Genomic DNA, 12955 nt, shown 5'->3' with positions numbered 1-12955 from the left:
AAAGAAGTCGTCGGTCTCAAGATACTGAACCTTGTGGCCTTGCAGGACGGCCTGGTAGGCGACGGCCTTCGCAACGTGCGATTTGCCGGTGCCAGGTTTGCCGATGATCAGCGCGTTGTCGCCGGCCGCGATGAACTTCAGCGTGTGTAGCTGGAAGCAGGTCTGGCGAGGCACTTTGGGATTGAAGCCCCAGTCGAATTCGGCGAGCGTGAGTTTGTCTTCGAGGCCGGAGAGCTTGTAGCGGCGTTCGATGAGCCGGGACTGGCGGCGATCCAGTTCGTCCTGCAGGATCAGTGCGAAGGTTTCAAGGAACGGCTGCTGGGAGCCCTGGGCCTGCAGCACGCGCGTTTCAAGTGTGTCGCGTACGCCGGACAGACGAAGCTGTCCGAGGGCCCGTTCGATTTCCGGTAATGTCATGGTCATGCCTGCGTTTCTCCCGTCGGAGGTTGAGGTTCGGCGCCGTGCTGCGCACCGACGGTAAAGAGTTCGCCGTATTCGGCGGCAGGACGGATCAGCGGGTGGTCCTGCGTGAGAGGCAGTTCGAGTTGCGGTGCCTGATCGAGACGCTCGAGTGCCTGTTCGAACAGCTGCTCGACGATCGCGCGCACCTGTTTGTACCGGTAGACGTGATGACGTAGTGCGTGGTCGCAGGCCTGTTCAACGAGCCGGGCGGGATACTTCTTCGCCAGACCGACGATGCCCCACATGGCGCGATGGCCGACGCGACCTTCGCTGTCGAACATGTGCTGGCAAAGCGCCTTTGTTTGCGGCCCGATGTCGCCAGCGCTCGCGAGCAGGAAGGCGCTCTGGCGGGACGGATTGAACGGGCGTTCGTCTTCGGGCAGTTCAAGCGAACCGGCCTGCAGGGCGCGAGGATGGGTGCGCAGCAAGGCCTGCGTACGGCGATCGCGAATCTCGATGGTGGAATCGTAGATCCGCACTGAAACGAGACTACCGATCGGTGCGGGTCGTGCCGCATAGTTGCTGCGATCGATGTTGACAGTGGTGTCGTCCCAGACGGTACGCACGACCTCCATGAAGTAGCGAAAGCCGGTGGTCGGCAACGCCCGCAGATGCGGCCTCTCCTCCTGGAACATGGCCTCGACCTGTCGCCGGGTGCTGCCATGAATGCGTTTGGCCGCCCAGTTCGCCTCCCAGTGCATCAGGAATTCGTTCTGGGCTTCGAGCGACTCGAAACGGCGGCCGGCGAGCGCGGTGCCCTGCGTATGTTGAATCGCGTTCTCGACGGTCCCCTTTCGATTCGGGTCGCGCACTCGGGCAGGGTCGGCGACGACGCCGTAATGCTCGAGCATCGCCTCATAGAGCCGGTTGATCTCGGGTTCGTACAGATCGGGCGTGATGACGCCCTCCCGGAGATTGTCCAGGACGACATAACTGACAGCGCCGCCGAAGTAGCGGAAGGCTTCTTCGTGAAGCTGGGCCCAGACCTGCTTGCTGGACTTCCAGACCACGCGCCGGAAACTGCGCCGCGAATACCGCAGGGTCATCACGAACAACCGCGGGCGTCGGTAGCGGCCGGTCTTCGGATCGCGGGTCAGTGCGCCTTCGCCATAGTCGACCTGGGCTTCTTCGCCGGGGGCGAACGCGAGACGGTCGAACTGCTCGGGATCAATGTGGCGCAAGGCGCGCACGAAACGCTTGACGCTCTCGTAGCTCGCGGTGAATGCGAACTGATCGGCCAGATCCTGATAGATCGCCTGCGCGTTGCGCCTCAGGCGGACCTGCTGCTCGATCCATTCGCGGTGTGGTTCGCTTGCCGAGCGGGCGAAATTGAACGTTGTGGCCGCGCTGGAATCGGCGGTTGCCGGTGGTCGCGACGGTGGGGGAGTTTGCGGTTCAGCGGTTTCAGAGCCGGTGGTCGCCGTGGGGGAGTTTGCTGCAGCGGACTTCTCGGACTCGAAGATCGCCTGATAGCGACGGATCGTCTTGCGGTCGATGCCCGTGAGCCGCTGGATCTGGCGCTGGCTCTTGTTACGCTCTAGTAGTGTGAATACGGTGCTTTGCAGGTGCGGCTTCAAGACGTTCACTCCCTGAACTCCTTCTTGTTCGAAGGAGACGAAGATAGACGTCCTGCAACACCTCTCCCGGCAGCTTTAGTGGCTCAACCGACGGTCGTCAGGTGGGGGAGTTTGAAGTGACCATACCCGGGGGAGTTTGACCGACCGCCGGGGGCAACGCCAGCAGCAAGGGCCATTCGTGGTGTTGCGGTCTTTTTCATCGTGGGCACAAGCAAAGTTTTGGCAACCTGCACTTTACCGCAGCGTCGCTATTGCGAAAAAACCGTCCATAACCGCCCCCTGTTGTTGACACTTCTACTCAACTTTGCGCCGCCATCTAATGGCGCTTTTACACCGCCGCTATCTGTCGTCGGCCGCTTTCACGCAGCGATTCCATTTGCGTAAAATCGCTGCTTAACCCGTTGGCGTCCACGGATTCCGACCGACCTCAAATTCGCTCGGCGGCATGCTAGCGGCTTCCTCTCGGTCGATCTCGACGGCTTGGGTGAATCCGCCCAATACACGTCCATTGCCTTTGGGCGGCGATGCCGCGAAGCAGGCGTACAGCCGTCGATGGGCACGGCCGGCGATGCCTATGACAACGCGATGTGCGAGTCGTTCTTCGGCACACTCGAAGCCGAACTGCTCTGTCGCGAACACTTCGCGACCCACGAACAGGCACGGCGGCGTCTGTTCTCGTTTCTGGAATTGGGTAGCCCCGTGCCCTTGCGGACACGCACTCAGGGGAAGGGCGCTGAACCAGCTTGCGCCGGCCACTCTCAAGCTGCCTTTCCGAGACCTCAGGTGCGCGTCTGCGACAGCTGCACGACACGGAAGTCAGCACCCTTTCAGGTCGGGGCAAATTTTGAACCCCTGTCCGGGCGGTTACAGCCCGGCATTCGCTTTTTCCGCGTTCTCTTACCCACTCCCCCAACAGCTTGCCTCACGGCTCACCTGCCACGGACCCGACTTCAGACCGATGGCGGAGAATCGGGCTTACCACGTTCCCGTTCCTGCCGACCCAGATGCATTTTGAACTTCTCCTCGCAGCGGGCCTGTCCGTTTAGCGCCCGTCTTTTCCCCGGCAGCGTTGCGACGACGTGCTCCTACAACCGATATGACTTTCCGTGTCAATCGGAATGTGTGGTTTGCAGTCTTCTCATGCGCAAATGAATTCCCTGAGGGCGGCGTAGCAGTAAATCTCGACGGTGGATCATCCTGATATCCGCGGGTTGGTTACCGCATTACATGGACCGTCTCATGAGCCTGCCGCATTCTTAAGCCGCAAGTCGGGTGATATCCGTTGCGGGGTTGTGCCGCGGGTTACTCGAGTAGCCGGGCTACGCCGCCTTCAGGAAACTCGTGGATCTATGGGGTGAGCGACGTGGTGCTTCGTAAGCAGGTTGCCTCTGTGCGATAAGGTAACGCGAGCGACATCGCCAAGCGCCCGATGTCCCAGATGAAACCTGACAGTTCACGGACGACGGCCACGACCGTCGTATTGGCATTCTTGCCACGCGCGGCCAGCCTCCGGTATCGGCGACATAGTCGAACCTGCGCGTCCCAGGCGCGATCGATGATGGCCTTGGGAATGCCTTCATGCCGACACTGAATGTCGGCGCTTACACGTGCCGGATGCCGATAGCTCCAGGCCGCCTCCACGAGCAACTTTCTGGCGTAGCTATTGCCGGTCTTGGTGATGCTTCCCTGCCGTCGCTTGTCACCCGATGAGTGTTCTGACGGGACGACGCCGAGCCATGCCATCAATTGACGCGGATGCTCAAAGCGTGACAGATCGCCGAGTTCGGCAAGCATTCCAACGGCCGTGGTGAACTGCACACCGCGCATGGCCTGCAGACCCAGAACGGCCGGATAGAACCGCCAGTTTGTCACTGCCTCACGCAAGGCGGCTTCAACACGCTGGCATTGCGCGAGCCGATCTTCGATCGTACGCCGAAGTTCCTCGAACGCGAATTGTTGCCATTCGCTACCGAACGCATACTGGCTCACCCAGTGTCGGTGAGCTGGTCCCCAGTCGGCATGACCGGCATAGCGTACATCGTGCGCGAGCAGGAACGACTTGAGCCGCTGCCGCGCGTGTCTCAAATCGTCTTTGGCCGTCATCCATGCGCGGGCGAGGTCGCGAAATGCCTCGTCCTCGACGGTCGGCACGTACACAGCTGACAGGTCACCGGCCCGTAGGGACCGCACAAGCTTGACCGCATCGCGCCGATCCGTCTTGACGCGCTCGCCGGGCTTTCTGGGAATCAATGACGGCGCGCACACCATGCAGTCGAATCCCTTCTGGACCAGTTGCCGGTAAAGGCCGTAGCCACATGGTCCTGCCTCGTAAACAACGCGTACGTGTCGCGCTTTCGATTGAAGACGCTTGCACAGGCGATCGATATCCGTCTTCGTCGTACCGGTCTTGCCGAGCAGTTCGACCTCGCCCGTGCCGAACGCATAGGCGACAGTGATCGAATCCTTGTGAACGTCGAGTCCTACGTACAGCGTGCTATCGTGTTCCATGCTGGCCTCCGTGCGGGAAATCGCCGGGTGTGGCACCGTCCACACCGTGCGGCTCTGGCAGTGATGCTAACCCGCGTTTGATTCCTCACGGCGGGCCAGCCTCTACCTCACGGAAAGTCATAGTGTCTCAAAGGAGCATCCTGCTGCGTGCCTTTTTGAGCTCAGGCCTGTAAGCCGCTTCGGCCCGTTGTTGCTTACGAGGTTTATCAACGGTTCACATCTGTTGCGCATGCGGAACTTGCCTGGCCTCCCACGCCGCATTGCGGCTTGCAGCGTCGTCACTCACCGTCGCCAGTGATGACGTCTTTCGACGAGACGTTGTCCCTGGAGCTTCGCACCCGACCGTTACCAGTCACGCACGTCCAGGTAGACAACTGCCGGTCGTACGGCAGGTCACGGCACGGCAAGCCGCGCGTGACAAGACAGAAACAGACTTTGCCATCCACTACATTGCCGATTTACGTCCGGCGGACGGCGACACGTGGCGCACGAGCTGGTACAACATACGCCGCCTGCACAGCAGCATCGGCTACTGTTCGCCGCTCGAGTTCGAGAACCTGCATGCGCAAGATCAAGGCTTATCGCCGCGCGGGTTGCCCATCGCCGGGCAGCGTCGCGGTCGTGACAGGCGACCCGCCGCCCGGCCGTGGACAACCCGCGATTCAACCTTATCGGGAGGTGCCACACTGCATTGAACTCAACTGCAAATCTATCCGTCGAACCGGGTCAACCTCAGACACCCTGTTGCCCGGCAATCGCATCGTTTGCGAATCGGCGCGAGCCAGGCGACTGGCCAAGGCCGATGCCGTTGGGGCTTACACCCCCAATCAGGAGGAAACCTACATTGGAAGGTCAAGACCCGTCCGCGGACAGTCCGCTCGCCCGTGCTTTCGCCATTCTTGACTTTGTTGCCGGTCGGGGACGGCCGGTCCAGATTGCCGAAATCGTTGCCGCGATTGGCGTGCCACCGCCGACTGCACATCGGTTGGCCGTCAACCTTGAAGAACGGGGCATGCTCAGCGCGCGCTTGGATCCCGAAAGTTCAGCCAGAAGGTCGTGTCATGGGTCAGGCTCGCCAGTTGTTCGTCGACATGAACTCAGTTGCGCTCAGGGCGCCGCCGACCGGGGCGAATCTTGATACCGTGCCCGCCTACCATAGTTTGGGTGGGATATCGATGCCATCGCGTGTGATTTGTGGTGACCTCGATCTTCCCAACATTCAAGAACGAAGCCGTCATGTTGCAAACTTGGTGTTGAACGGGTCTTACCATGAATTGTCCGGCGCCGCCCATCTGCCGAGTCTGGAGCGGCCGGCGCACATCACGGGCCTCCTCGCGGATTTCATCAATCGCTGCTCCCGCCGCCGGGTATAGAAATCTGAAGCGTTCTCGAGGCAAGGAATCCGACACCCCGCCGGTGCGCGCAGGCAGACGTATCGGGCGCGGTCCGGCGCCGGCGTATTCCGGAGGGGCGGCCATTTCGCACCCGGAGGCATGGAACAGGTACTGCCCGGTGCCTCGATCTTCGGCGGCCAGGATCTCCGTGTTGGGCCACTCGGGGTGCGCTCAGGATTCGGACAAAATCGTATGCTAGCGGTCCGGAAAGCCTTGTCGCGTAAGGCTTCTTCTCCCCGCACATGTCGACAAACACCATAGCAATCAGCGACGAAGATAAGCGCTTGATTTTATTGGTTGTGCAGTGCGACTAACATACGATTACTCCGTTTCCTGACGGCACCCCGATACCGAGTAACAATCTCAACGGCACCGCCGAACGTTAGTCGATAAATCGGCTAACCTCAAACTGGTGGAGGTCAACATGCATTTTTCCTCCGTCGATTAATGCGGCGATTTCCTGTCCAAACACCGGCGCGAATTTGAATCCGTGTCCCGACAAACCCGCAGCGACAATCAGCCCTTCGATGCGCAGATCAACGCCCACGATCGGATTCCCATCGGGGGTATCGTCGAAAAATGACACCCTACTGCCAACCGGCGACGCACCCGAGAGTCGGGAAAAACGCTGCGCGGCACGTTCGCAATATCGCCGGATCACGTCACCGTCCATCTGGCGGCGAAGCGCGTCCGGATCGACCGGGCAACTGTCGTCCGGAGCGAGGGAGCCGATCATATAGACGCCAGGGCTATCCCGCCGCAGATAGAAACCGAGCCCCCTTTCGCTATACCCGGGCAACCGCGCTTCGTCCACCTGCGCCCCAATCCTGCAGATGGCCACGCTTTGCCTCGACGCGGAAATCGGCAGATTGGCGCCGCAAGTCGCAGCGAGAGACGCCGCCCAAGGACCTGCGGCATTGACCACGACTGGGGAGTCGATTCTGCCGCGATCGGTTTCCACGCCGGTCACCCGCCCGTTGACTGTGTTAATGCGGCGCGCGGCCCGGTGCTCGTCGATGACCGCACCGAACCGCCGCGCGCCCTGTGCGAAAGACCGCGCTGTCGCGCGTGCATCGCAGTAGCCGGCATCCGGCTCGAATACCGCGCCAGCGAGACCGTCAACCTCGAGGTCGGCCATCAAAGCTCGCATCTGCGTTGGCGAATAGAGCTCAACGCCGATGCCATCCGATTGCTGCTGATGCACCTGTCCGCCGGTGTGCTCCCACTCGGCTTGGGCCACGCCAGTCAGAAAACCGGTACGCTGGTAGCCGCAGTCGCCGTCGAACGTCTCGGCCCATTGCCGGTAGGCTCGCAAGCCGCGCGCCGCGAGTCGAGCCAACGCGGGGTTCGGATAGTACTGACGGACAATGCCTGGGGAATCGCAGGAAGAACCCGACGCGATTGTCCCGCGCTCGAGCAGTCTTACCGTAAGACCGGCACACGCGAGATGCCACGCGACGCTGCTACCGGTCGAGCCGCCGCCTATCACCACAACGTCGGCAGTCTCACGCATGGCTTTCCACTCCGTCTAGCGAGAGGCTGACTGGCAGGCATGGACGGAGCGATTCCAGCGATAGCGGTGAGAACCATGCGCGGCAGTTACCTTGCGCATTCGGTGTCGACGCGCAGAGCATATCGTGCCGCAACGGCATCCCTTCATGTCCAAGCCCGCGCCACAGTTCGGCAGCCAGCCGGGGCATGACCGGCGCGGCAAAATACGCGAGGCCTTTGAGCCAACCGTATGCCTCTTCTGGACTTGCGAGATGGACCCGCGGCAGGCCGACCCATGCAAGCAGCACGGCACACGCAGCGCGCACGGAGACGGCATCGAGTCGAAATGCGTGATCCAACGTACTCGACGACGCCTCGAAGCGCTCGGCCACTGAAGCCGAAATGGACCACTCGCGCTGCGGACCTCGCGTCAGCGTCTCCCAGGCGGCGTCGATCCGTGCTTGCACCATGCCTGCCAGGTCATCGTTGACGAAGCGGATGAAGTCGCCCACGTCGAAGTTGGTCGTCTGCTCTTCCGGGCTCTCGCGAGCCAGAAAGTAACGCACTGCATCGCTTGACGCAGGTGTCATGTCGACGATATCGGCAGCCCAAACGACATGCAGCCTGCTAGTCGAGAACTTGGAGCCCTGAAGGTTATAGAAGTAGTTCGTCAGCACGTGATCGAACGGCTGACGTTCCGGCAACGCGTTCATCACCGCAACCGAGCCCGCCAACAGCAGGACGGCATTGTCGATGCCAAAGCTGACCAGCGTAGTCACGTCGCTGCCGTGGATCATCGGATGAGCTTCGCGGCCTGCCATCTGCGCGTAGCGCTCGCCGCACGTTAAGCCATACTCCCATCCGGCCTCGAACAGTACCCTGGGATTGCCCCAGCGGTCCGCCGACCAGGCGACGCCCCAATCGCCGGGCGCAGTCAACCTGAAAAGGCCTCGCTCGTGCGATAAAAACCGCAGCACTACCGCGATGAACTTCTCCGGTGCACCCGCGGATTGCAGCCGCCGCAGAAGTTCCGCTTCATCCGGCACGCGCAGGAAGAGGTTTTCCGTCTCACGCCATTCCAGATCGGCGTCACCCATCCGTGGCTCGGGATGGAGCATCGACTCAGGACGAAAGTGGGCACCGCAGGCCTCGCAAAAATAACCGGCCGCCGGCGCTTCGCACTGCGGGCATTGGCCTGTCAGCCATGCGCCCGTAAGGTACCGGCCGGTCGCGCGGCTGTACAGCACCTTCTCGGTGATGGTTTCGGCACAACCGCTCGCCACGAGGGTCTCGACAGCGCGCCGTGCGTTATCAGCATGGCTGGCTGCGTACGGCCCTTGCACCAGATCGAGAAAATCATCGACTTCGATATCAAGCGCCGCCAGATCGCGGGCAATCTGCGCATGATAGTCACGACAGACGTCCTCCGGCTGGCGAGTCTCCTGTAGTCCCTTCCAGAGCACGTACGAGTCGAAACCATCGACGGCGGACACGACGCGCACACGATGGCCTTGACTGCGCAGATAGCGGCACAGCATGTCCATCCGCAGATAGGGCCCGGCGATATGGCCGAGATGCAGGCGGCCGTTCGGCGTCGGCGGTATAGGCATTAGGAAAAACTTCCGCCTCGAATAGTTCACAGTAGTGATCATGTGTGTGCATTTGAGAGAAACAGGAAGAGGGGAGGCATTTGCCTCATGCTTCGATCAGGCGCAAGGCTTCATCAGCGATGCCCGGCGCCAACCGGAAGCCCGCGCCGCTGCCAGCGCCAGCAAAAACCGCCGCGCGGCTTCGGTCGAGCGAGACCAGCGGTTCCCCTGTGGATGTGTAGGCGTCGCAAAACACCCGGCCACCGCAGCAGACATTGGCCAGCTCCGGCAGATAGCGATGCAAGACGTCTTTGGCCAAGTCACGATCGCGCTCGCTGATTTCCAAAGCGTGCTTGCGAGGCCGGCAGTCCCATTCGTCGCTGCGAAAGCTGAACAACCATTGGTTGCGGGCGGGCAACGGCATCAGATAGGCGTCGTCTTGTGGAAAGAATACGGCTGCGGCGTCAGGCTGCGGCGAGTGGTCGACGTGTAACGCGACGACTTTCTTGATCCGCACGTCGTGCGCGTCAGCGAACGTTTCGAAAGGCTCCTCCACGATCCAAGGCCCGACGGCAACCACAGAGCGCGCGGCGTGGAACGCACGACCATCCGCCAGCCGTACCTCGGCGCCCCCAGAAGACGGCCGCATCATCGTCACGGCGGCGCCTTCTACACAACTCACGTGCTCCGAACGCAGACTTGCACTGATCAACGACCTTGCGATAAGCCCTGGATCGTGGCTGACCGCCGTGCCGCCGCGCAACACAATCTGTGCGCCACCGAGATTCGCCGGAACACCGAGCCTGTTTTCCAACTCCGTCTGTGGGATCGAGTCGCCACCGATCGAGAAGTCGACCGCGCCCGAGCGCACCTCGTCGCTAGATTGGGCGTCGGCAACCCAGAATACGTCGGCCTGGGTCGTTTTCAAACCGAGCAGCGCCTGTACATCGCCGTAAAGATCGGCGCTGATCGCCGCCAGCTTGCGTTCGCGCGCTGAACGCCCCGTGGCGAGAAGCACGCCGGCCGAATGGGCGGTCGCTCCGTCGTCCACCCTGTATCGATCGACGAGCACGATACGCCATCGCGGGTGGCGTAGAGTCGCCAGATACAAGGTCCATGCGCCGACTATGCCACCGCCGACAACCGCCAGATCGTATCTGTCAGTCATCATGCCCACCACACGGAGAAAATCTGCGCTTCGATACCACCGTTATTCCTCGCGAAGTGAGGCTTGCACGATTCGAAAAATACCGCTTGCCTGGCACTCACGCGATGCCATGCATTGTCGTAACAGACATCGACGGTACCCTCGGAGATGAACCAGATCTCCCGGACCGCATGCTCGTCTTCCAGCGTCCTGCAACCGGGTAGGATCGTGAACCGCGAAGTGCGTAGCGGCGCACCGGCCAACCCGCCGGCGAAGCTGTGCATGAACAGCTTCACGCCTTCAATATCCACGGCTTCCTGCCGTTCCGGTATGACGGGAAACGGTGCCACCACCGCGTCCGCCGTTGCATCTTCCATGTGATTTTCCATAGCCATCCTTAAACGAGTCTCGCACCTCGCCGGTTGCGTTATGAAGCCATTTGCAGGCGGGGGCTCTCTTCTCCCCCGGAATTGCCTCGTGCGTCCCAACTCACGAAGGGCGCCGGCACTAGGCGGCGGGCATCGGAGACGACTCTAATCGTCCTGTGCTATAGCGGTTTGAGGAGACTCGCCGTCGTCACATCGATTTTGGCCGCCGCCGCAACAGTGCCGGCCGTATCGCCCGGGCGGCTCATAGACCATTGGTCCGCTGCTGCTGCGGCGTTCTTTGCAGGTATATTCGTCGGATTCGCTCTGGAATAGGCCAATGCCGCTTGCGCCACTGCGCGACCATTGAAGTAGACGCTCGGGAACTGGGGCCTCTGTTCCTGTACTGCGCACGCCGCCCAAAACACTCTGACCGTTTTCCCAGCCGATACAGCAGCCTTTACACGACCAGTCACAATCGGGTTGCTCGTGAGAAGGTCGGCGAGAAGGGCGTCCGCGTTGACGAGAACTACTGCGCTGTTCCCTTTGGCTGCCCAGCCGTTGATTGCGCCTGCCTGCGCGCCGATGTCGTGCAGGATTAGGTTGGGTGCCTTTGCGCCGGCAGCGTAGACCGTGACGAGGCCCAACGCCGCGAAATCGTCATAGCCCTTCGGCGGATGAATCAGCGCACCGCGGTTCACCGGGGGATTCGACAGCAGCATCCCGGCAGCGCTGACCGTCATTGCTGAGCCGACCGTCTGTGAGATGTGCAATTCAACACCGGCCGGAACAGTAAAGGTTGCTGCACCACCCCTATACGTGCCGTGTCCAACAAGAATCACATCATCCTTAGTTGTACTGATCATAATGTTTTTAAAATTCCAAAGTAGGCGTCTGAACGCTACCCGTGACGCATGTTGGTGTCCGGCAGAAGATCCCGCCGGGCCGTTACGAACTGCGCCAGACTCAGCTGCCGCTGCCGCCACTACCACCGCCACCGCCGTCACCAGACGTACCGCTGTCCCCACCACCACCTGTGCCTCCGGTGCCACCACCACTGCCGCTTCCGCCGCCAGTAGTGCCTGAGTCATCACCAGAGATCGAGAGGAATTTGTTCGGATAGTACTTGGTCATCCAGATTTTTGCGAGTTGCGAGGCCGTGATGCTCTTGAGATAGTAAGTGATCGGAGCGCCAATGTTCCCGGCGATGCACTTCTGGATGTAGTCATCCAGCGCGTCCATCATCGAGTTGGTATCGATCATTTTGTTCTGGCCATCGTCGATCTGCGCCAGCGCGGAGAGTGCGCTCTCCATCTGGCTGGACTTCATGGCAATGAACTGTCCACCAGTGCGGGCCGCCTCAGCCGACGACGCCACAGACTCCTGAACGCTCGCAGTGACCCCCTGCAGCTTAAGCAACGCAGCCATCGACGACGCGCCGTCGAAGTCCGTAAACTGCTGCACACCCATCTTGACCTGATTCGATCGGATCGACGGGATCGAGCTGATCGTGGTCAAGGTCCAGTGGGAGGTGACGTTCTGCGTGGACAGAAGTGCTTTCGCGTCATCGCTGAACGAGGCATTTACGCCGAGGCCGCCGGACACATCTTCGAACCACCCCGCGATCTTGAACTGCGACTGTAGAGAGTCAGCGACACTTTCCATCGTCTCGCTGCTTTCCGTTTCAGTCGAGTTGAGAATGTGGACCATGCCGATGAAACAGGAACCGACCGTAGCTCCCGATAGCAGTGTCAACGATTTCTCGTCCTTCGTGTTGGCCTGCGCCGCCGCAAGATCGCGCCGGATGCGCTGCATCTCGAACTCGGAAACCTGCTGTCGGGCTTCGTGGCTGAAACTCACCATTTGCAGCGCAAACGAGAGATTCGCGCGGTACAGATCGAAGGGTGTGACGGATTTGCCTGCCATGATGGATCATCCTGACGTGATGAAGCGGTCCGCATGCATGCAACGAGAGGCTGCGGAAAATGCGTGCGCGGCAGCAGTGCGTCCAATGTACACGAGGCAGTCAGAAGCTGGTTGACCCGTGTCAACCGCGAGATAGTTTTCCGCGAACGCGAACGCGAACGCGAACGCGAGCGCTTTGCGCTGTCCGTCGGCCGTTTCGCCGTGCGTTCTGATGTGATGGACGACTCCCGCTACGCAGCGAGAGATTTATGCCAGAGTGGAGAGGTCGTGATATCCACGGCAAAGGAGCGTTCATCATGAAGATAGCGATTGTTGGACTGGATCTGGCCAAGAATCTGCTGCAGGTTCACGCAGTGGATTTGCAAGGCCACATTGTTGTACGCAAACAGCTGAGACGCGCGGATGTGCTTCGGTATTTCGCAACGCTTGAACCGTGCGTGATTGGCATGCAAGCGTGCGGCTCGTCGCACTACTGGAGGGTGTAAAGATTTTTGTG

Annotated in this window: 9 protein-coding genes and 3 pseudogenes; 3 read left to right on the top strand and 9 right to left on the bottom strand. The window is 60.8% G+C overall.

Annotated features, from left to right (window positions below; translation table 11 throughout):
- Together B0G69_RS38635 and istA are read right to left on the bottom strand one after the other, a co-directional pair.
- Positions 1–423: pseudogene (locus B0G69_RS38635) on the bottom strand (ATP-binding protein); the annotation flags it as partial.
- Positions 420–2084, bottom strand: coding sequence for an IS21 family transposase (gene istA / locus B0G69_RS38630; protein WP_241991762.1), 1665 nt, complete (start codon positions 2082–2084; stop codon positions 420–422). The gene istA and the pseudogene B0G69_RS38635, both read right to left, overlap by 4 nt.
- 450 nt (positions 2085–2534) lie before the next feature.
- Here istA and B0G69_RS42610 point away from each other — a divergent pair.
- Positions 2535–2750, top strand: a pseudogene (locus B0G69_RS42610) (integrase core domain-containing protein); the annotation flags it as partial.
- 636 nt (positions 2751–3386) lie between these two features.
- On the opposite strand, the gene B0G69_RS38615 reads toward B0G69_RS42610, so the two are convergent.
- Positions 3387–4547: an IS110 family transposase gene (locus B0G69_RS38615; RefSeq protein ID WP_121325298.1), complete on the bottom strand. Its 1161-nt coding sequence runs from the start codon at positions 4545–4547 to the stop codon at positions 3387–3389.
- A 1061-nt stretch (positions 4548–5608) separates the two neighbouring features.
- Here B0G69_RS38615 and B0G69_RS41605 point away from each other — a divergent pair.
- A complete protein-coding gene (locus tag B0G69_RS41605; protein ID WP_199731524.1) occupies positions 5609–5920 on the top strand; it encodes an alpha/beta hydrolase in 312 nt (103 codons plus the stop codon).
- A 403-nt stretch (positions 5921–6323) separates the two neighbouring features.
- Here B0G69_RS41605 and B0G69_RS38600 read toward each other — a convergent pair whose 3' ends face one another.
- The 6 genes from B0G69_RS38600 to B0G69_RS40885 form a co-directional block, all read right to left on the bottom strand.
- Positions 6324–7454, bottom strand: a complete 1131-nt coding sequence (locus B0G69_RS38600; RefSeq protein WP_121325295.1) for an FAD-dependent oxidoreductase — start codon at positions 7452–7454, stop codon at positions 6324–6326.
- Positions 7447–9084 carry a methionine--tRNA ligase gene (locus B0G69_RS38595; RefSeq protein ID WP_121325294.1) on the bottom strand — a complete coding sequence of 546 codons (1638 nt, stop codon included), beginning with the start codon at positions 9082–9084 and terminating at the stop codon, positions 7447–7449. Before B0G69_RS38595 ends, B0G69_RS38600 begins: the two co-directional genes overlap by 8 nt.
- Before the next feature lie 43 nt (positions 9085–9127).
- The gene (locus B0G69_RS38590; protein WP_121325293.1) at positions 9128–10192 is read right to left on the bottom strand and encodes an FAD-binding oxidoreductase; all 1065 of its coding nucleotides are present in this window, start codon (positions 10190–10192) and stop codon (positions 9128–9130) included.
- On the bottom strand, positions 10189–10545 hold the full coding sequence (locus B0G69_RS38585; RefSeq protein WP_241991732.1) for a cupin domain-containing protein: 357 nt from the start codon (positions 10543–10545) through the stop codon (positions 10189–10191). Before B0G69_RS38585 ends, B0G69_RS38590 begins: the two co-directional genes overlap by 4 nt.
- A 170-nt stretch (positions 10546–10715) precedes the next feature.
- Positions 10716–11399, bottom strand: a complete 684-nt coding sequence (locus B0G69_RS38580) for a putative adhesin (RefSeq protein WP_147440839.1) — start codon at positions 11397–11399, stop codon at positions 10716–10718.
- A 100-nt stretch (positions 11400–11499) separates the two neighbouring features.
- Positions 11500–12459: a hypothetical protein gene (locus B0G69_RS40885; RefSeq protein WP_147440838.1), complete on the bottom strand. Its 960-nt coding sequence runs from the start codon at positions 12457–12459 to the stop codon at positions 11500–11502.
- Positions 12460–12755: 296 nt separating this feature from the next.
- Between B0G69_RS40885 and B0G69_RS38565 the strand changes: the two are divergent.
- Positions 12756–12935, top strand: a pseudogene (locus B0G69_RS38565) (IS110 family transposase); the annotation flags it as partial.
- Positions 12936–12955: the final 20 nt, after the last annotated feature.

Origin of the sequence: Paraburkholderia sp. RAU2J, assembly GCF_003634845.1 — a bacterium.
Taxonomy (GTDB): Bacteria; Pseudomonadota; Gammaproteobacteria; order Burkholderiales; family Burkholderiaceae; genus Paraburkholderia; species Paraburkholderia fynbosensis.
This window is presented reverse-complemented; position numbering and strand designations above follow the sequence as displayed.

What these genes read in the sequence shown, in the direction of transcription:
- B0G69_RS38615 (WP_121325298.1), bottom strand. Translation starts at nt 4,547, where the DNA reads ATGGAACACGATAGCACGCTGTACGTAGGACTCGACGTTCACAAGGAT.
- B0G69_RS41605 (WP_199731524.1), top strand. Translation starts at nt 5,609, where the DNA reads ATGGGTCAGGCTCGCCAGTTGTTCGTCGACATGAACTCAGTTGCGCTC.
- B0G69_RS38600 (WP_121325295.1), bottom strand. Translation starts at nt 7,454, where the DNA reads ATGCGTGAGACTGCCGACGTTGTGGTGATAGGCGGCGGCTCGACCGGT.
- B0G69_RS38595 (WP_121325294.1), bottom strand. Translation starts at nt 9,084, where the DNA reads ATGATCACTACTGTGAACTATTCGAGGCGGAAGTTTTTCCTAATGCCT.
- B0G69_RS38590 (WP_121325293.1), bottom strand. Translation starts at nt 10,192, where the DNA reads ATGATGACTGACAGATACGATCTGGCGGTTGTCGGCGGTGGCATAGTC.
- B0G69_RS38585 (WP_241991732.1), bottom strand. Translation starts at nt 10,545, where the DNA reads ATGGAAGATGCAACGGCGGACGCGGTGGTGGCACCGTTTCCCGTCATA.
- B0G69_RS38580 (WP_147440839.1), bottom strand. Translation starts at nt 11,399, where the DNA reads ATGATCAGTACAACTAAGGATGATGTGATTCTTGTTGGACACGGCACG.
- B0G69_RS40885 (WP_147440838.1), bottom strand. Translation starts at nt 12,459, where the DNA reads ATGGCAGGCAAATCCGTCACACCCTTCGATCTGTACCGCGCGAATCTC.